This window comes from Leeuwenhoekiella parthenopeia, assembly GCF_020782115.1.
GTDB classification, from domain to species: domain Bacteria; phylum Bacteroidota; class Bacteroidia; order Flavobacteriales; family Flavobacteriaceae; genus Leeuwenhoekiella; species Leeuwenhoekiella parthenopeia.
Genome location: NZ_JAJGMW010000007.1, coordinates 1 through 20,333 on the forward strand (window position 1 = coordinate 1; position 20,333 = coordinate 20,333).

The window sequence follows — 20,333 nt, forward strand, 5'->3', positions numbered from 1 at the left end:
TTCTTGCCCGACATGAACTGGTCAAGCACCTTCTTTTCAAATTCTGTCTGTTCCTCTTTTCTCATGGTTCTGTCTGAATAAAATTAATGTTTAAATCTATTTCAGACAGAGTTTAATTTACACCCTCGCCAGTTACCATCAACGGCTATGATTAAGCGTGACTGTAGGTTTCCCCTTTTAAGGACACCTTAAAATTCGATAACTGCTTATTATTTAGTTTAGGATAGATGAAGAATTTATATTTTTCATCAAACCTGGGAATATATTCTTTAATGAAGCCTAGCATACAGACTTCGCTAATCTTTTGATTCTAATTATTTCAGATCTTTAAATCGTATTTCTATCCATATTATTCATTTTCATTCTAAATAAGCCTTACCTTAGCAGCCTAGTTAGTTAATAATGCCATCCCCTACTCCAGATCACATAGCTGATTCTTTGCTCTTTATTCAGTTTAAGAAAGGGAGTGAAAAAGCCTTTACACATTATTTCAATACGTATTTCAGAGCAATTACCGGTTTTTGTGAGCAATTTATTCCCGATACCGAAAGCGCACGCGGGATAGCTCAGGAGGCTTTTGTAAATCTGTGGCTCAACCGAAAGAAAATTGAAAAACCTGGGGGTATTCCTTCATTTCTTTACACCTCAGCACGCTCCAAGTGTCTTAACGAACTAAAGCACCTCAAGGTCGTGCGCAGGTATGAGAACGAAACTTTGGCGCAAAAAGAGAGTTCCATTAACTTGGAAGTCTTGCAGGCATTAGAAAATGACAGCCTAAGTTTTCAGGAGCTCGATCAAACTATTAACCGATTTATTGAAGAATTACCCGAACAGACCCGGCAAATCTTTAAAATGAAACGTTTTGAGCATAAAAAAAATTCTGAAATAGCGGCGGAACTGAATATTTCAGTAAAAACTGTAGAAGCCCATATGACAAAGGCCCTGAGCTTTCTTCGGGATGGCCTTTCAGAGTACTTTCCGGCAGTGATTGTGGGTCTTATTTCACACCTTTCTTAAAAAAATCCCAATTTAACATAGGGTTTGCTGTTTTTGAGTTGTACGTATATAAAAGCACCTCATAAAAGCAATGAATTCAAACATTCTATATAAATACTTCAATCAACAGGCATCTGAAGAAGAGATCGCTTTGGTTTTTGAATGGATCGAAGAAAACCCTGAGCATAAGCGCAAGTTTATTAGGCTTAAGGCTGCCTATGCAATGGCGACATCGGCTGAAATTGACCAGATAGAAATCGACCGCAGAAGATCTGAAATCAAACTTCCTAAAAAGTCATTTAAACCCTGGCGCTATGCTGCAATTCTGACTTTAATGATTGCTGCCGGAACATTTTGGTACCATTCTGACAGAAACGAGGAGATTACACAACAACCTCTTGTTTTAGAGATTCAGGAGTCTCAGGCAAGCATCAGACTCGAGGAAGTATCCCTAATTAAATCAAAAGAAGGTACTCCCCTGGCTCAATTTTCAGAAAATCAGCTTACGTATTTAGCGCAGTCCGCATCTACCCCAGTTACAAAGCAGCTCATCAAAGTTCCCTACGGCAAAACGCTTAAAGTAAGATTACCCGATCAAACTGAGGTTACGCTAAACGCCGGGAGCACGCTTGAATTTCCCAGCAGATTTGAAGGCAAGACACGAGAGGTAAGACTTACCGGAGAAGCATTTTTTGATGTGTACAAAAATAAAATGCAGCCCTTTGTGGTAAGGTCTCAAAATTTACACGTTGAAGTTTTAGGTACGCGTTTTAATATTCAGGCCTATCCTGAAGATGATTCCATAAGAACCGCACTTGAAGAGGGAAGCGTAAAGCTCTTTATCACAGAAACCCCGGATGCGCACACGCTACTGAGTCCGGGAGAACTGGCGACCTACAGCCGTAAACTTCAGAATCTGACCAAAGAACAGGCTCATATTGCACAACAGACAGCCTGGGTACGCGGCGAAATGTTGCTAGACAACACTCCATTTTCTGTTATTCTCAAAAAACTGGAACGTCACTTCAATCTAAAAGCTACAAACCACTATGCTCAACTAGAAAAAGAATCCTTCAGCGGAATCGTAAAACTTGATTTAGGAATCGAAGAAATACTTCAGGTCCTTCAACTGGATACCGCTTTTGAGTACAAACTTTCCAATAACCATTTAACTCTGTCACAACCGAAAACTAATCCCTAGCCTATGTTTCAATCTTTATATTTATTAAAACTTCGCCCGGTATTTTTAGCCTTGTTTTTTCTTGGTTTAGTGCTGACTCCCAAAAAAACTTTCGCCCAGCAGAGCGAGATACAGCTCAATCTGAATAAACCAACTCTTGCAAATTTTATAAAGGCCATCGAATCGCAAACTACGTACCGTTTTGTTTATAATGCCGGTAAGATAGATAGCAATCGGGTTATTGACCAAAATGTCAATGCCACTAACCTACGCGATGCATTAGCTATCGTTTCGGCTACACTCCCCTATAGCTTTACCGTAAAAGCAGATCAAATTATCATTTTGGCTCCCGGTGATCAAACGGGCAGTCAGCAGAAAACACGTCGTATTCAGGGTAAGATCTTAGACCCCTCAGGTCTGGGCCTTCCCGGGGCAACGCTGACTATCAAAAACACCAAACAAGGTGTCATGACAGACGCTGACGGTAATTTTTCCTATATCCTTTCAACTCCAGATATACCAAACACCCAACTGGAGGTAAAATTTCTGGGAATGGAAACCCAAACGATTACCGTGGGTAATCAAAGCGTTTTCAATATACAGATGCAGGAAGCACAAAACGAACTCGATCAGGTTATAATCACTTCCTCCTACGGTACCAAAAAGCTGAAAGAAGAAGTTGTAGGGAGTATCGTAACCATTACCGATAAAGAAATCCCAACACAACAAGCCAGTGAGAGTGTTGACAAGATGCTGGAAGGCCAGCTTGCCGGGGTTTTGGTTGAAAACACCTCAGGAATTGGAGGTCCGGTAAAGATCAACATTAGAGGTCAGGGAAGTCTTTCGCCACTAAATAATTCTTTATTAGGCACCTCAACCCAGCCATTAATCATTATTGATGGGGTTATTATGAACGAGCAAACTGCTGTCGACAATACCTTTTTTGACGGAGGTAACTTTTCAGAAACCCTGAATAACCCTTTAGGTCAAATTTCACCTGATGATATTGAGAGCATCAATGTCTTAAAAGATGCTGCAGCGGTTGGAGTTTATGGCGCTGATGGTGCGAACGGTGTTATACTTATTACTACCAAAAAAGGCCGGAAAGGTGCAATGCAATACAGCTTTTCATCGCAATTGGGTATTTCCGAAGCTATAAATCAAATTCAATACCTCAGCGGAAGCGAATATACACAGGTTCGTAATGAATTTTTAAGAAATACTACAGGGGCTACAGTGCCCCAAAATGGGATTAATACCAATTGGTTTGAGCTCCTCAATCAAACAGGGGTTTATAATAAATACAATTTTAGTGCTTCAGGAGCTACTCAAAAACTTAATTACAGGGCCAGTGTGACCTATCTGGATATTGATGAGCCGCAGGTAGGAAATGGTGCAAAACAGGTGAATTCAAACATTAATTTGGGTTACAGAGGCGAAAAACTAAACCTTTCCCTGAGCCTGTCTCCCAGTTATATTCAAAACAAGCAGCCCAATATTTATTACAACTATGCCTTTGCCCCTAATCTTGACCCCTATAATGAAGATGGAAGTTTTGCCTTTTTAGGCCTCAATGGCAGACCTAATCCTTTAGCCGCAGCAGCACAAAACCGAAATCTAAGTGACACCTATGGAGTTTTGGGAAGTTTTAATGTAGAATACCAACTGCTCCCCGAACTGAAACTTTCCTCGCTCTTTGGTGTGGACTATAAAGACAAAAAGCAAGATCGCTACTTCTCTGCTGCAAATGAAAGCGGTCAGACTAACGGTACTTTTGAACTCAACGGGATCGAGTATCCCAGATGGGGCCGAAGATTGATCAATAAGCGAAACTCTACCCGTTGGAACTGGCAAACTCAGGGCTTTTTTGAAAAACGCCTGGGCCTGCATAGTGTTGATCTCCTGGCCGGTGTTGAGTTAACCGAAGAACGAACTGACCTAACCTATGCCAGCGGACAAGGATTCGTAAATCCTGAAGTGCTAAATCCGGTAAGTGCTGCCTTGCAGGATGATGATCCTGAAACACAGGAAAACGATCGATTTGATAATCAAACCTACGCTTTCGATATCAATAATAACTCCCGGGTTTCGGTATACTCCCAGTTTAATTACAACTATGCGGGCAAGTATTTCTTATTAGTCAACTTTAGAAGGGATGAAAGTTCAGTCTTTGGTTCAGACCGTAATGTCGCCTATAATGGTGGGGCAGGCGTAAGCTGGATTCTTTCTAAAGAAAACTTCCTGAGCGATGCAGACTGGTTAGATTTATTAAAGCTAAAAGCCAGTTACGGAACAACCGGAAACTCGAGAATTGGTTCGTACAGAGCATTAGGATTATACTCTCGTGAAATTAATGGCGGGTATAATGGTCAAAATGAAGCTTTCCCTACTGCAGCACCGAACCCAGATCTTAGTTGGGAAAAGAACAACAAATTCAATTTTGGTATTGATTTAAATGTGTTTAGAAAATTACAGCTGTCTGTAGAATATTACTATGATGATCTAAAAGACCTCATTACCTCACGTGATATTCCTACAGAAAATGGATTTGCAAACCTTCAGCTTAATGCCGCCGAGATGTATAACAAAGGTTTTGAAGTCAGCGCTACAATGAACTGGGTTGATACCGATGCTTTTAAATGGCGAACCTCGTTTAATCTGGCTACCCTTCAAAACAAAGTAACCAGTCTGGTAGGTCTGGGAAGCGACTTTTCACCGGCCGCCAGAGCTTTAGCTCAAAAAGTAGGCTATAGCACTTCAGCAATCTGGGGAATCAATTGGGTGGGTATTGACCCGGCTACCGGGCGTGATCTGGTGAGCAAAGACGGGCAAATTTATGATCTTAATACGTATCGCGAATTGTTCAATGTAGATGCCTGGGAAGTTATTGGTAACAATCAGCCGGACATCTATGGCGGGTTTAGCAATACGTTTGATTTTGGTTTTGGGCTTAGCCTGAGCGTGCGTGGCTCGTATCAGGCAGGCGGCGAAGAATTGGTAGATTACCAGTTAATTTCCCAGTATAATTTTATAAACACCCGAAACCTTTCGGTTAACGCCCTAGACTACTGGCGTGGCCCCGGTGATACCAATGCCCGCTTACCGGTAGTATCAAACACCAATCTAATTGCGGCAAATATGTCCCGCTTTCTATACGATGCGACCTTTATTAAAATCAACAACATCAATTTAAGCTATAGCGTACCTGTTGCAGGTCTTAAAGTGCCTCTTGATGATCTTAGCGTTTTTGTAGATGCCTCTAATGTTGCCTACTGGTATCGCGATAATCCACCTGCGGGGCGTAATGGGATACGCGAATTCAAATTTGTGTACCCTCAGGCACGTACCCTCTCACTAGGTTTAAGAACCCGATTCTAAAAAGACAATTATGAAAACTATACCTACTAAAGTAACCCTGATCCTTAGTTGCCTCCTGATATGGAGCTGCAGTGATTTTCTGGATCAGGAACCCGGCTCTCAAATTTCCATTAATGAACAACTTTCAACCCGCAATGGCATGCTCGAAGCAGTTTCGGGAATTTACAGCAATCTGGAAGCTGTTCTTAGATTCGAAAATTATACCGTCTATGCAGACCTTCAGGGAGGAAATCTCAAGTTTTCTCCAGAGCCTTCCGGAAGTAATCAAGGACAAACGATTATTCCTGAAAATATTCAAAACATTTATAATTTCAATGATTTAGCTTTAGAAAGTGACCTGGAATCATTTTATGATGATTGTTACGAAATTATCAATGCTTGCAATTTACTTCTTGAAAACCTGAACACCCCTGAAGATCTTTCGGCTTCAGATCGTGATGAGATTGAAGCACATATGCTTGCCATTCGTGCATTTTCACACTTTATACTCACTCAGGTCTATGCACAAAACACGGTTTTAGGACAGGAAAACACCTTGGGGGTCGTTTATAAAACCCGTAGTCTTCAGGAGGACCTGGAGTTTTTACCTCGCTTGAGTCTTGATGAGACCTATACCAATATCATCGCAGATTATAATGCATCCCTGGAGCTTTTTACCGGCAATCAATTGCTTGAAGGTCCCGCATTCAGCTATTTTGATAGTAACAGTACCAAAGCACTATTATCACGGGTTTATCTGGCTAACCAAAACTGGCAACAAGCCCTAACAGCAGCACAGGGCGTCATTGAATCGTCTGGAATCGTTTTAACACCTCAGGAAAATTATATCGAATCCTGGGAAGAATCTCTCGCTCCTATTTCTGAAACCCTGCTCGAGCTTTCACTTCCACGCGATGCAGATGGTGATCTTGGAAATTCCATCGCTCAAACCTGGGGGTATACTTCAGCAACCTCATACGGAGAATTTGTAGCTTCAGAAGATTTAATCGACCTCTATGAAGAGGATGATTTACGAGGTCAACTCTTTTTAGAAATTGAACTGGCTGTTCTGGAAAATGATCAATTGGTCAATAAGCCCTTTTACTTTACTTCAAAATTTCAGGGGCAACCCGGCACTCCGGTCATTCGGATTAGCGAGTTGTATCTTATTGCTGCTGAAGCAGCGTTTGAGCTGAATCAAATTCCTCTTGCACTTGAGTACCTAAATAACATACGACAACGTGCTGGTCTTGATGCGCTTACGCAAACCGAAAATCTGGATGACCAGATTTTTCTGGAGCGTCGTCGCGAACTGGCCTTTGAACGTCATTTATTCTTTGACAGCAAACGCACGGGCAGAGGCATCGTGCGCAACGACGGCTGCCTGGCTACAACCTGCACGTTAGACTATCCTTCTAACTTTTTTGTACTGCCCATTCCGCAGAAAAACTTAAACCTTAACGAAAATCTTATTCAAAATGAAGGCTATTAATTATCTCTATTTTACATTGTTGTGCTTTTCGTTATCCTGCACTAACGATGACGTGAGTAATCAGGAACCCAAAGAGTTTACCCCCTTCTTAAGGTTTAATTTTTTGGTCAATTCTAATAACGAACCGCTGGTCTATCCTCAGGTAGTTGCAAACCGTCTACCGCTTTCAACTTACGATAACACCAGCCTTAAAACCTTAAAAATACCGGTAGCCCTGAGTTCTCAAAATTATGCAGAGACCGTAAGCGCTCAATATAGTTTGCAAACCGGCTTACCGCAAACCGCTTATACTGTAACTCCTGAGCGTTTGACCTTTACCGCCTCGCAGCCCACAGACACGATATATCTCAGCTTTAATGAGCGCTGGGGAAGTCAGGAAAGTCTGGTTTTTGAGCTAACCGAGGTTTCAGACCCCGCGATTCAGTTGGGCAATTTAAATGATGCGTATCCTAATAAGCGCCTGGAGATCAAACTGGGAGAAGTAACTACCACTTATCGTTTAAACACAAGCCGAATTGACTTAACCGGTCAGCTTGGTGAGGAGGTAAAATTTAGAGTAGAATTTCCTTCAGGATTTATTGCTTCCGAGATTGACGACAACAGTCTATTCAGTTTTCTGGATGGTTTCGATTATACTTTAGAGCGCTCAGAAATTGCTAACGACTTTATAGAATACACAGTAACCCTGAATGAATCACTTGCTAATGATGATGTCAACTTTCAGTCTATTGTCTCCTTAGCAGCGCTGGAAAATTATCAATTGTCAGGTAACAGTAATCTACTCCTGATTAAGCCTATCAAAGCTGAGCGGGATTTGGCTACTAACCCGGCTTCAAACTTTTACGATACCAGCAATCCGTTTTACCTGGCCAGAGGCGAAAACTGGATTGATCACGATAATGACGGGGAATGCACCTGGAGATCATGGACCGCTTTTGCGGTGCCCGTTGTCGTTAGCGCAAATAATCCCAATGCTGTTTTGGGAAGTGACAACGACACACCAGACCCGGCTGATGACATTTACTATGATGCATTTAAAATAGGTTTTGTAGCACCGCTTGCAGGAAGGACTACCAATCCTTTTAACTTGCAACGCTGGTTTGACAATGAGGCCACTAATGCCGATGTGTCCCCGGGATTCAATATTGAAGCTGCTATCGAATTCTTTCCCGAGGATGGAACAAGTACTACTCAGGGGACCGTGGCGGTCATCCCTCAGTTTTTAGCCATTTCCAGCCGCGATGATAAACTCTATGAGTTTGCTATCTCAGGAAGCGGTACGTACAGACAGGTAACTGATGATTTATGGGAAATCAAGCTCGAACTCCGCGTTAAAAATGACGCATTATACGGCGGCACAGTCACCTCAGAATATTACATCTACAGCGACCGCGGTTATGAAGACCCTGCAGATTTACCCGGCAACTCCTGTGTTAATGAAAAAACCCTTTAAATGATTTCAACTCTTTCGAAAATTCTCATTGCCGGCCTTGTTCTTCTAAGCCTTTCCTGCAAACACCACAGTGATACGCAGGAATATCAATCACTGGCAGAACTGCGCAAACTTTATGCCTCTGGCGATCCTACAATCTGGCCAAACCCCAATCTGGATAGCAGTGTGGTTGAGGGCTTCGAGGACATAGGTCATTTGCCGGATGTGCAGCACCCTGCGAACAATCCCTATTCTAAAGAAAAGGCTGATCTGGGCAAAAAACTATTCTTTGACCCACGTTTATCCCTAAGTGGACAGATCGCCTGTGCTTCCTGCCACAATCCTGAGCTTGCGTGGACAGACAATATCACGCGTTCTTTTGGTCACGACCGCCAGAATGGAAAACGGAACGCTATGACCATTATGAATGCGGCTTTTGCTCACGAACTTTTCTGGGATGGAAGGGCTAAAAGTCTGGAAGATCAGGCACGTTTTCCCATCGCAGACCAGGTGGAGATGAATGAAAAACTGAATATTGCCGTAGATAAAATAGATGCGGTTGAAGGTTACAAACCGCTTTTTGAAAACGCTTTTGGAACTACTGAAGTTTCACTGGAACGCATACAAAAGGCCATTGCCACTTTTGAACGTACTGTTGTAAGCCATACCAGTAAGTTTGATCGGTTTATAGACAACAGACCCGATTTATTTACAGATCAGGAAGTGCTGGGCCTCCATCTCTTTAGAACCAAGGCACGCTGCATCAATTGCCATAACACCGGTTATTTTAGTGATAACCAATACCACAATGATGGTCAGGTACTATTCGGTACTAAAGATGAAGATTTTGGAAGGTTTATCGTAACCGGCGATACCGCAGACATCGGGAAGTTTAGAACCCCAACCTTACGTGAAGTAGCGCGCACGGGACCCTGGATGCATCATGGCCACTTCCCTTCCCTGCGCGATGTCGTAGAATTTTACAATTTGGGGAATCCGCAGGTTGTTCAGAAAAAATATCGCGGAACCCCAAGGGACTCCTTAATCCCTAAGGTTTCGCCAATTCTGCAAAAACTAAACCTGAGTCGGGAAGAAATGGACGCGCTTGAAGCTTTTATGCGAACGCTTTCTTCAGGAGATACCCGAATACGTACGCCTGAGTTGCCTAAGTAAAGCGAATTAAAAATCCCGGGATTTCTGGTATCCCGGGATTTTTTTTGCATTTCAAAAATAATTTCAATCCCTTCTAGTATTTTATCAACCAACCCATAAACTTCCTTCAAATCGAGGTTCAAATAAATTTAGTAACTTCAAAAACCATTAAATCTTTGGTCATTCCAACTTAATGGTCTGCTTTAGATTTCAACCTACAACCAAGCTATGATCAGATCGTATTTAAGTATCCTGTTTTTACTATTAGGCCTTTTTGGCTTAGCCCAGGAAGACGGTAGCCCAGACGAACCCATCTTCCCTATCGAAAAAGCAGGCCTTCTTAAAAACATCAACATCACTTTTGATATGCGTATGGATTTTCAGGCTTATACATTTAGGGGCGGCGATAATTATTATAATGGCTTACAGTTTGAAAACGGCTTCACCGCGCTGGGAATTTCAGCAAAAATTAATGAAAAGCTCAATTTCCGGTTTCGGAACCGCTTCAATAAAGATGCCGATGTACAGAGCCTCGACCGTCTGGGGAGTAATATTGAACTGGCTTATATTGACCTGGAATTAAGTTCAAAACTTGATCTGTATGCCGGTAAAATGACTGCTTTTTACGGAGGTTATGAGTATGAGTTTATCGCTCGCGATGTTTTAGAATACAATGACATTTATGGTAATGCTCTGGCTTTTGTTACCGGCGCCGGAATAACCTGGCAGGCATTTGAAAATCATAAATTCGGAGCGCAGGTTTTAAATTCCCGAACGGCTCTGTATGAAGACCTGTATGGTGATATTGTAGATGAAAATATTCAGGAACCGGACTGGCCGGTGACTTTTGTAGCTAACTGGCGGGGGAGCTTTTTTGGCGGTAAATTTGAAACCATTTACAGCTTCAGCAATTCGACTGAAGTCAAAGACCGCGGAACGACCTTTTTTACCCTGGGCAACAAATACCAAAACAAAAATTTGACACTGATGTATGATTTTCACTACAGCTATGAGCAAATTGACACTAAGGGTATTGTGACCAGCACCCGCAATGATGGTGCTATCGCAGAGAATGTGACTTACATCGAAAACTGGCTGCGTGCAGAATACCGTTTCAGCCCAAAATTTCAGGGTTTACTCACCTTAATGACCAGCAGTGCTTATGATAACGCAAAGGCGGGCAATGATTTTATACGCACAAGTTACGGGATGATCCCAACGGTTTACTACAGTCCGTTTAAAGACCTCAATTTCAAATTCTATTTCGCTTACATTGGTCGGCCTTACGACTATTCAGATTATGCTATCGATGCGCTGGGTGCTTCAGCCTACAACAAAAATGAAGTCCGTCTGGGTTTTATCGCACCGCTATTGCTGTTGTAAATTCTTTAGGACATTTATAAAATATTTATACCCTGAACAAAACTGATGTCAAACAAAAAAGTTCCGAGAAGCATTACATCTCGGAACTTTTCTTTTTAAATATTGGTGTTTATTACCAACCTAATATTTGCTTTGCAGCAGGGTTTTTATCTATCTCGTTTTGCGGAATAGGCAACACGTATAATTTATAAGGGAAGCTCCTCGTCTCAAAAGGCTCCTTTATGTAAGTATAGTTATCTCCTTCTTTAATTATGGTCATACGCATTAACGGTCCGTTGAGCAAATCTTCGGCTATTCTCCAGCGTCTTATATCGAAAAAGCGGTGTTCTTCAAAAGCCAGTTCTATTCTGCGTTCATTACGTATGCGTTCACGCATTTCAGCCTGAGACAAACCGATCTTTAAGTCTGGCATTCCGGCTCTATTCCTTATTTGGTTTATAGCATCGTAAACAGTTTGATCAGGGCCGGTAGCTTCATTTTGTGCTTCGGCATAATTTAATAAGACTTCTGCATAACGCATAAAAATCCAATCCTGATCACTTGATTGAGAATAAATTACCAAATCCTCATTATGAAATTTTCTCAGAAAATAACCCGTAGTCATAAATGTGCTGGATTGCCCTTCTAAACCGCCTTCATATAATTGGATCTCGCGCCCTCTAAATTGAGCACCATCGTGAACCACGGTCGCTTCAAATCTGGGGTCCAAATTTTCAAAAGGATTTTGTGGATCGTATAAATCAGACGATTCCTGAGGCTCGCCGTCAATCATATCATAGGAACCAACAAAATTTTGAGTGGGCAAATTACCTCCCCATCCACCATCACTGCTACCACGGAAAGTATTCGGTGTATTGTAAACATCCCAACCGGCACCTTGTGTACCTCCAGCGTTTGTTTGATGGTGTTTATCAGGATATTGAAACTTCTTTGCGAAGATGATTTCTGAGTTATTCTTTTCAAGAAAAATTTGCTTGTAATCGGAATATAAACTGTATTCCGTTCCTATAACAGCCTCTGCGGCATCAGCAGCGGCCTGCCATCTTTCAGCATATAAAAGAACACGGCTTTTGAGTGCATTTGCTGCTCCTACAGTTGCTCTACCCGCAACTGTTTCAGATTTTGAAGGTAAGTAAGTCAAGGCTGCATCTAAATCAGCTATAATAAAATCTACTACTTCGTCATAAGTTGATCTAGGAATTTCAAAATCATCTTCTAACGTGAGACTACGATCTATTAGTGGTACTCCGGTAGGCTCATTACCGTCTTCATTGAAGCCATAAAGTCTCAATAACTCATGATAAATAAACGCTCTTAAAAAATGAGATTCTCCTTTTAAGCGATCTCTCAACTCTTCATTGCCTAGTCTGTCCAAATTCTCCAGTGCTGCATTGGCTTTACGTACAAGACGATAATAGTCTCCCCAGGTTGTCCCCCAAGGAACATTGCTAGGCAAGAAATCACCTGACTGAAGCTGGTTTGAATGTGTCCATTGCATACTAACATCTCCATCATCTGTAGTTCCGTCTAGAAGGTAGAGTCCCTTTGCCCAACCTCCATAATTACGATCAAAACCAGATGGCATACTGCCGTATATACCATTTACAAACTGTATTGCCCCCTGCTCATCAGTCCAAACGAGTTCCTCAGTTAATGAGTCTTTGGGAACCTGATCAAGTAAGTCGTCGTTGCAGCTGGTAAAAACACCCAGAACTGCCAAAACACCAATTTTAACAATATTTATTTTATACTTTTTCATCACTTTAATTTTAGAAATTCATATTTAATCCCACATTCCAAATGCGTAATTGCGGATATCCCCAACCTCGGCCATTATCATTTTCAGGATCGTAATCTTCAATCTTAGTCCAGGTTGCTATATTGTTTGCATTCACATAAATACGCATGCCACGAATTAAACTATTCTCATTACTTATAGGTAAGTTATACCCAATCTCAATATTTTTAAGCCTGATATATGAGGCATCTCTCAACCAAAAAGAAGAACCTCGATGATTATTAGTGGCATCAATAAGTACTCTTGGTTCACTGGCATCAGTATTTTCTGGAGTCCAACGGTCCAGGTTTTTTTCATATGCATTACCTGTACCCAAAAAGAACGGCCATGCTGCTTCACCACTGTAATACTGTCTTACACGTGCAGCACCTTGAAATAAAAATGAAAAATCAAAGTCTTTATACTCGATACCTCCTCGTATACCGTATATAATCTCCGGTGTGTTTGAAGGACCTATTGCCACACGGTCATTATCATCAATCAAGCCATCATCATTTACATCAGCATAACGAATGTCACCAGGCGCAGTATCCCCAAAATGGGTAGGAGCATTGTCTATTTCTTCCTGTGATTGGAAGAGTCCTAAAGCTCGTAACCCAAATTGCGTTCCTAGGGGTAAACCAGTACGTCGAATGTTCGGATTTTCAGTCACAGGTTCATCAATAAAAATCACTTTATTTCGGGCAAAGGTTAGATTACCATTCAGCGAATAGCTCAAATCATCAGATAGAAAATTACGATGACCCAGTTCAAGTTCAAAACCTCGATTATTAATCTCAACTAGATTTTCAACAGGAAGACTAACACCTAACAAATCAGGAACAGTTAAATTGCGATATCCTAAAATATCACTGCGCTGATCAAAGAAATAATCCACATTTACAGAAAGAGCACCATCCCATAAAATAGAATTAACCCCTATATTCAATTTTTTCACTGTTTCCCAAGTCACATCGGGATTTGCCAAATTACCTTCAAAAATAGCTGGCTGTACATCACCATCACCAAAAACAGCATTTCCATTTACATTGTACGATTGTAGATATAGGAAACGTTGATTTCCAATTCTGTCATTACCTAACACACCATAAGAAGCTCTTAATTTTAAAAAGTCAATTGTTTCCGAATTTTCCAAGAAAGCTTCTTTACTTAATACATAGGCCGCAGATGCCGACGGGAAAAAGCCCCAACGCTTACCTGGAGCAAACTGTTCTGAGCCATCAGTTCTAAAGCTTCCTTCAAGGATATACTTATCTTTATAGGTCCAGTTGATTCTACCTACAAAACCCTGACGACCACTACTTCCTGAGTAACCACGGTTATTGCGGTTTGCCGTACCTCCGAAATCGATTTCGTCTATCGCTAAGGTATAACCATCTCTAAAAGCACTTAAGAATCGCCATTTCTCTTGAGTTTGGGTGTAAAGAGCAAGAGCTGAAATATCACTATCTCCAAATGAGCGTTCGTAATTGATATGAGCCTGTAAGGTTAATGATTGAAAGTCATTATTGCTCTGATACAGCGAAGAAGGTGCGTCTGCTCCACTTACACTTTCCTGAAAGCCTCCATTACCATCTTGGGTGTAAAATGGAATTTTAACATATGACCAGTTTTTTACGTCAGTTAGAGTTTTATCATAAGCAGCAATTCCTCTTACAGTAAGCCCCTCAACCGGTAGTTTTTGCTCCAGTTCTATTCTTCCCTTAAATGCCTGAATACCTTCTTTTCGATATCCATTCTCAGGTAATGTAAGGTAGGCAGGGCCGTTTGAATATCCGCCATTAGACCATTTTATAGGTTGCATATCTGGTCTAGTTGACGTAAGCCATCTAAAAACCTCTGGACTTCCTATAGATGTGATTTTTTCATCACGTCCGGAAACGTCAAACGATAGACGTGTTGTATTTGTAACATCTGCATCAATATTTGACCGGAAGTTATATCGTTTGAAATTGTCATTAGGCACAATACCATCCTGATCTAAAACTCCAAAAGATGTCGCATATTGAATTTTTTCAGATCCACCGTTTGCCGAAATATTATAGGTTTGAATTAGAGCAGTTTTGTTAAGTACAGAAAACCAATTCGTGTTCGGGTAATTGTCAGGATCACTACCGTTTCTGAATAGCTCTAATTCTTCTTGAGTATAAAGAGGTTCATCACCTTGATTTGTTAGAGCTTCGTTATACAAATTTCCGTATTCGTATGCACTCAAAAATTTAGGGTCCCGTGTACGCTCCTGTACTCCGAGAGTTGTAGTCAGGTTTATTTGCATTACACCTTTTTTACCACGCTTAGTAGTGATTAAAATAACACCGTTACCCCCACGTACTCCAAATACTGCAGCACTTGCAGCATCTTTCAAAACAGAAAACGATTCAATCTCATTAGCATTAAGCTGTGAAAAATCACGTGCAGTACGCACAATACCGTCTATTACATAAATTGGCGATGCATCTCCGGTTGTTCCAATACCCCTTATAAATATTTGAGACCCGTCTCTTCCTGGTTCACCAGATCTTTGTGTAGCAATAATACCAGAGGTTTGCCCAACTAAGGCATTACTGAGGTTTGCAGTAGGGTTTTGTTCAAGTTGTTCTGATTTAATTTCAGAAACTGCCCCAGACAGTGTATTCCGTTGCTGTTTGCCATAACCTACTACTACCACTTCATCAAGTTTAGCAGTGTCTTCCTCTAGACTTACATCAATTTGACTTTCACTACCTACCGTAATTTCTTTGGGTTTGAAGCCTACATAACTGAAGACAAGTATATCTCCAGAATCCGCCTCAATAAGGAAATTTCCATCGAAATCTGTCACTGCACCTACAGATTTACCTTTAACAGTAACATTAACGCCTGGAATAGGCATACCGTTCTCAGAAGTCACAACACCTTGTACTTCTTGTTTGGTCTGTCCAAAACTAAAAGTCTGGCCCATTAAATAAATCAGCAGAGTGAAAATTGTGGCTGCTCTGCTCCAATTAAAGTTGTTGTTTTGCATAGTTTGTTGTTTAATAAGTGTATTTTTCACATTAAAAATACTATTAATTTTCTAAAAAAAAAGAACAAAAACCGCAATTACCTCAATTTACTTATAGTTATTTTGACTATTTGACAAGATTTAATTATGTCTGACAATAGTATTTATGCGGGTTTTAATATCCACACAACTCGATTTAACTTTGTAATTTTATTTCCTAATTTATATTTATGAATACTAAGTTCGTTTGGTTTTTTTCCTTTGTGACAATTATTTGCAGCGCCCAATCCCGTTCTGTAATCGAATTAGAAAAAGGATGGAAATTTCATAAAGGCGATGCAGCAACTGCTGAAGCAATAGGTTTTGACGATTCGGGTTGGCAGACGGTAACTGTGCCTCACGACTGGGCTATTTATGGCCCTTTTGATAAGGAAATAGACAAACAAACCGTTGCCATTACTCAAAACGGCGAGAAAATACCAACAGAAAAAACAGGACGCACCGGCGCTCTCCCGTTTACCGGGACCGGCTGGTATCGTAACACTTTTGAAATTGCTGATTGGACAGCAGGCAAAAAGGCCATTCTGCTTTTTGAAGGGGCGATGAGCGAACCGCAGGTGTACCTCAACGGGTCGAAAATTGGCGAGTGGGCTTATGGATATGCCTATTTCTATTTTGACATCAGTGATAAACTGCTTGAGGGTAAAAATACCCTGGCCGTTCAACTTTCTAACAAAGAATTTTCGTCACGCTGGTATCCCGGGGCAGGCTTATACAGGCCGGTTAGCCTTATCATTAAAAATGCTGAAAGTATTGACCAATGGGGAACTACGATAACCACTCCGATAGCAACAGCAGAAGTCGCACAGGTTACTATAAAAACAACATTTACGGGTGAAAATCTTCGGTTGATGACGACTCTTTATGATACCGAAGGGAACGAAATTGCTCAAAATGAAAGTACCCAATCTATCCAGAATCAGTTCGAGCAGCATATAAAAGTCGAAAAACCTCAATTGTGGAGTCCCGAAAATCCCTACCTCTATACTGCTGTTTCCAAACTTTACGCCGGTGATGAACTTAAAGATGAAGTCACCACCACCTTTGGTATTCGGTCAATACATTATTCCGCAGAAAATGGGTTTCAGCTTAATGGTAAAACCCGAAAATTTAAAGGAGTCTGCCTGCATCACGATTTGGGGCCTATTGGAACTGCGGTTAACAAAGCTGCGCTGCGCAGGCAGATGCAGATTTTAAAAGATTTGGGCTGTGATGCCATTCGCAGTGCTCACAATATGCCCTCCTTTGAGCAACTGGAGTTAGCCGATGAGATGGGTTTTATGTTTTTGGCGGAAAGTTTTGACGAGTGGAAAAAGCCAAAAGTTGAAAATGGCTACAACCGCTTCTTTGATGACTATGCCAAACGCGATGTCGAAAATTTAGTGCGCGCTACGCGAAACCATCCGGCAATCGTGATGTGGAGTGCGGGCAATGAAGTTCCTGACCAGTACGGAAGCGAAGGCGTAAAACGAGCCAGATGGCTTCAGGAATTGTTTCATAAAGAAGACCCTACCCGTCCCGTTACCGTAGGGATGGATCAGGTTAAAGCTACGATGGAATCTGGTTTTGGTGCTATTCTCGACGTTCCCGGACTCAATTACCGCGTGCATCTATACGAAGAGGCCTATGAGAAATTTCCGCAGGGCTTTATTCTGGGTTCTGAAACCGCCTCGACGGTTAGTTCGCGTGGCATTTATAAGTTTCCGGTTGAAAAGGCGAGTATGAAAGAATATCCCGATTTTCAAAGTTCGTCTTACGATTTGGAATATTGCAGCTGGTCTAATTTACCCGAAGACGACTTCATCCTGCAAGATGATAAACCCTGGGTAATTGGTGAATTTGTATGGACGGGTTTTGATTATCTGGGCGAACCCACGCCTTACGATACCAGCTGGCCGTCTCGCAGCAGCTATTTTGGAATGATAGACCTTGCCGGTATCCCTAAAGACCGGTATTATTTATACCGGAGCCGTTGGAATACCCAGGATGAAACCCTGCATATATTGCCCCATTGGAACTGGGAAGGTCGCGAGGGCCAGAAGACTCCGGTTTTTGTTTACACCAGTTATGATCGTGCCGAATTATTTGTGAATGGAAAAAGCCAGGGAATTCAAATCAAAAACGATTCTACTCCACAAACTCGCTATCGCCTGATGTGGAATGACGTAATCTATGAGCCCGGAACTTTAAAAGTGATTGCTTTAGACGAAAACAATAAGCCTGTTGCTGAGAAAGAAGTCAAAACCGCCGGAAAACCCTATGCCTTAAAGCTGGAAGCAGATCGCACCACCCTTAATGCAGATGGAAAAGATCTTGCGTTTGTTACAGTATCGGTAGTCGATAAAAACGGTATCCCCTGTCCTACTGCGACAAATCGACTCAACTTTAAGGTAACCGGTGCCGGAAGCTTTCGCGCTGCCTGTAACGGTGATGCCACGTCTCTGGAATTATTTCACAAACCCACGATGCAAGTGTTCAGTGGAAAGTTGGTCGTATTGGTTCAATCCTCAGAAAAACGAGGTACTATCCAATTAGAAATAAGTGGTAAAGGATTAAAATCAGAATCGATTAAGTTAAATGCTTCCTTATGAACCCGGGTCAACCGGCGCTTTTTTAAAGCAAACCACAAAAGTAGAGCCTTTACCGGGAACACTTTCAATTTCAAGCGTGGCATCGTTGAGCTCCAGAAACTGCTTAACCACCATCAGGCCCAGACCGGTGCCTATTTCCATTTCGGTACCCACTTTTGAAAGGATTTGCTCCTGATTTGATTTGATCTCATTCAATTTTTCGGCACTCATACCGGTGCCTTCATCAGCTATTATAAGTTTTACCCAGGCTGATTGCTGCTCGTAACTCAATTCAATCCTTTTACCTGACGGCGTAAACTTAAGCGCATTTGAAATCAGGTTGTGCAAAATCACCGATAAATGACCGGCATCGACCAGAATAAAAGGCAGATCCTTTTGCCTCGTATGAGTAAGATGAATGTCTTTGAGCTCAGCTCCGGCACTGTAGGTCTCCAAAACAATGGAAACAATCTCGACCAGGTCTACCTGAGATGGATTTATCAATACACCTTCAAGCTGCGAATGAGACCACTTTAATAAATTATCAATCATCACCAAAGTGGCATCGGTCTGCTTTTTAAGATCCCCGGTGAGCTTCGCAAACTCTTCCGGACTCACCAGTCCCGATTCTGCCAATACCAGCACTTGTCGTATAGAACTTATGGGTGATCGTAAATCGTGAGAAATTATGGTAAACAGTTTGTTTTTATGCTCATCAAGCTTTGAAAGTGCATTATTGCGCTTTAAAAGCGTGGCCTGGTTGGTTTCAATAACCCGATTTTTTTGATGCAATTCTTCAGCAAAACGGGCTTTCTGCTTGTAGTTTTTCCAGGTTAAAAACAGAATCAGTACGAGTAATAAAGCAAAAATACCCAAAGCGATAAGTTGCGTTCGCTTGGAATTTAACTCCGTTTCCTTGAGCTCCATCGCCGCAGTAAGCTGCTGATTTTCGATCTCCTTTTCCTCAAGCCGCATTACATTAATCTGCTGAGTCGTTTTAATATCATAAAGGGAATCCCGGTAACGCTGATTTTCTTTCAGGGCTTCATAAGCTCTTTCAGCGTTACCCCTCGCCGCATAAACCGATGATAAAATGGCTGAATTACGCTCCAGATCCCAGATCGATTGTGATCCTTTGGCAAAACTCATAGCCTCGAGTGCATACTCTTCTGCCAGCTCAAGATTGTTAAGGGCAAGATGGGATTGAGCCAATCCCGCATAGGCATAAGATTTTTCCCATGCATTGGCTTCCTGAGAGTCGTCTAAAACTGCCTGATGATGTTTAATTGCACTATCAAAATCCTTGATTTGAAAGGCTACCTCTCCAGATTTATTGTGATAATGATGTAAGATACCCGTTAAATTATTGCGCTCAGCAAGCTTTCGGGCTTCTTCTAAAACCTCCGAAGCTTTATCGAACTCACGCTGCTCGATATAAGAAATAGAAAGATTTATAAAAACAGCTGCCTTTTTTTCTTCTAGTTGATGCGCGTTATAAATTTTCATTACTTCGCTAAAGATCGCAATCGCTTCCTTATGCCGGTCTAATGCCTGTATCACCAGACCATTACCCATAAGCGCTTTTCCCTCACCGGTATAGTCACCTTGTTCTCTAAAGAGATTACGCCCTTCAACAAAATGAGTAAGCGACTCATCATACATCCCTTTTACATAATAAATCCAGCCTGCGGTATACAGTACTTCGGCGGTAAGCAGAGGAATCTCGTGCTCTTTGGTATACAGGTAAGCATTGGTAAGTGTAGTGATTGCCTCGTCAAAATTACTATACGAGAGTTCCTGAGCTTTTAGAAGTTCAGCCTTAATATGTTCTTCACTCGTATTTTGAGCCCAAAGCGTACAAACCCGTGGTGAAAGAGTCAAAAAACCAATTGCGAGAAAAATGAACAGGTTTTTAAACATAGAAAACATG

General features: G+C 41.6%; 11 protein-coding genes. 8 read left to right on the top strand and 3 right to left on the bottom strand.

What is annotated here, in order from left to right:
* Positions 1–402 precede the first annotated feature (402 nt).
* From LLW17_RS06760 to LLW17_RS06790, 7 genes are all read left to right on the top strand, one after another.
* Positions 403–1,017, top strand: a complete 615-nt coding sequence (locus LLW17_RS06760; protein WP_228229506.1) for an RNA polymerase sigma-70 factor — start codon at positions 403–405, stop codon at positions 1,015–1,017.
* 70 nt (positions 1,018–1,087) lie between these two features.
* Complete coding sequence (locus LLW17_RS06765; RefSeq protein ID WP_228229507.1) at positions 1,088–2,197, top strand: FecR family protein; 1,110 nt, start codon at positions 1,088–1,090, stop codon at positions 2,195–2,197.
* 3 nt (positions 2,198–2,200) lie between these two features.
* Positions 2,201–5,554: a SusC/RagA family TonB-linked outer membrane protein gene (locus LLW17_RS06770; protein ID WP_228229508.1), complete on the top strand. Its 3,354-nt coding sequence runs from the start codon at positions 2,201–2,203 to the stop codon at positions 5,552–5,554.
* A 10-nt stretch (positions 5,555–5,564) separates the two neighbouring features.
* Positions 5,565–7,025, top strand: a complete 1,461-nt coding sequence (locus LLW17_RS06775; protein ID WP_228229509.1) for a RagB/SusD family nutrient uptake outer membrane protein — start codon at positions 5,565–5,567, stop codon at positions 7,023–7,025.
* The gene (locus tag LLW17_RS06780; protein ID WP_228229510.1) at positions 7,012–8,478 is read left to right on the top strand and encodes a hypothetical protein; all 1,467 of its coding nucleotides are present in this window, start codon (positions 7,012–7,014) and stop codon (positions 8,476–8,478) included. The genes LLW17_RS06775 and LLW17_RS06780 overlap by 14 nt, the downstream gene beginning before the upstream one ends.
* Positions 8,479–9,630: a cytochrome-c peroxidase gene (locus tag LLW17_RS06785; RefSeq protein ID WP_228229511.1), complete on the top strand. Its 1,152-nt coding sequence runs from the start codon at positions 8,479–8,481 to the stop codon at positions 9,628–9,630. It abuts the gene before it with no gap.
* Between the two features lie 207 nt (positions 9,631–9,837).
* Entirely contained in the window at positions 9,838–10,992 is a 1,155-nt protein-coding gene (locus LLW17_RS06790) for a porin (RefSeq protein WP_228229512.1), read from the top strand.
* A gap of 112 nt (positions 10,993–11,104) precedes the next feature.
* Here the strand turns inward: LLW17_RS06790 and LLW17_RS06795 are convergent, their stop codons facing one another.
* Together LLW17_RS06795 and LLW17_RS06800 are read right to left on the bottom strand one after the other, a co-directional pair.
* The gene (locus LLW17_RS06795) at positions 11,105–12,751 is read right to left on the bottom strand and encodes a RagB/SusD family nutrient uptake outer membrane protein (RefSeq protein WP_228229513.1); all 1,647 of its coding nucleotides are present in this window, start codon (positions 12,749–12,751) and stop codon (positions 11,105–11,107) included.
* Positions 12,752–12,761: 10 nt separating this feature from the next.
* On the bottom strand, positions 12,762–15,794 hold the full coding sequence (locus tag LLW17_RS06800) for a SusC/RagA family TonB-linked outer membrane protein (RefSeq protein WP_228229514.1): 3,033 nt from the start codon (positions 15,792–15,794) through the stop codon (positions 12,762–12,764).
* Positions 15,795–16,003: 209 nt separating this feature from the next.
* On the opposite strand from LLW17_RS06800, the gene LLW17_RS06805 reads away from it, so the two are divergent.
* A complete protein-coding gene (locus tag LLW17_RS06805) occupies positions 16,004–18,424 on the top strand; it encodes a glycoside hydrolase family 2 TIM barrel-domain containing protein (protein WP_228229515.1) in 2,421 nt (806 codons plus the stop codon).
* Here the strand turns inward: LLW17_RS06805 and LLW17_RS06810 are convergent.
* A complete protein-coding gene (locus LLW17_RS06810; RefSeq protein WP_228229516.1) occupies positions 18,419–20,323 on the bottom strand; it encodes a tetratricopeptide repeat-containing sensor histidine kinase in 1,905 nt (634 codons plus the stop codon). The two genes, LLW17_RS06805 and LLW17_RS06810, sit on opposite strands and share 6 nt — an antisense overlap.
* Positions 20,324–20,333: the final 10 nt, after the last annotated feature.

Bases quoted from the DNA above. Each gene is read 5' to 3' on its own strand.
- LLW17_RS06785 (WP_228229511.1), top strand. From the start codon at position 8,479: ATGATTTCAACTCTTTCGAAAATTCTCATTGCCGGCCTTGTTCTTCTA.
- LLW17_RS06790 (WP_228229512.1), top strand. From the start codon at position 9,838: ATGATCAGATCGTATTTAAGTATCCTGTTTTTACTATTAGGCCTTTTT.
- LLW17_RS06780 (WP_228229510.1), top strand. From the start codon at position 7,012: ATGAAGGCTATTAATTATCTCTATTTTACATTGTTGTGCTTTTCGTTA.
- LLW17_RS06760 (WP_228229506.1), top strand. From the start codon at position 403: ATGCCATCCCCTACTCCAGATCACATAGCTGATTCTTTGCTCTTTATT.
- LLW17_RS06805 (WP_228229515.1), top strand. From the start codon at position 16,004: ATGAATACTAAGTTCGTTTGGTTTTTTTCCTTTGTGACAATTATTTGC.
- LLW17_RS06810 (WP_228229516.1), bottom strand. From the start codon at position 20,323: ATGTTTAAAAACCTGTTCATTTTTCTCGCAATTGGTTTTTTGACTCTT.
- LLW17_RS06795 (WP_228229513.1), bottom strand. From the start codon at position 12,751: ATGAAAAAGTATAAAATAAATATTGTTAAAATTGGTGTTTTGGCAGTT.
- LLW17_RS06765 (WP_228229507.1), top strand. From the start codon at position 1,088: ATGAATTCAAACATTCTATATAAATACTTCAATCAACAGGCATCTGAA.
- LLW17_RS06770 (WP_228229508.1), top strand. From the start codon at position 2,201: ATGTTTCAATCTTTATATTTATTAAAACTTCGCCCGGTATTTTTAGCC.
- LLW17_RS06800 (WP_228229514.1), bottom strand. From the start codon at position 15,794: ATGCAAAACAACAACTTTAATTGGAGCAGAGCAGCCACAATTTTCACT.
- LLW17_RS06775 (WP_228229509.1), top strand. From the start codon at position 5,565: ATGAAAACTATACCTACTAAAGTAACCCTGATCCTTAGTTGCCTCCTG.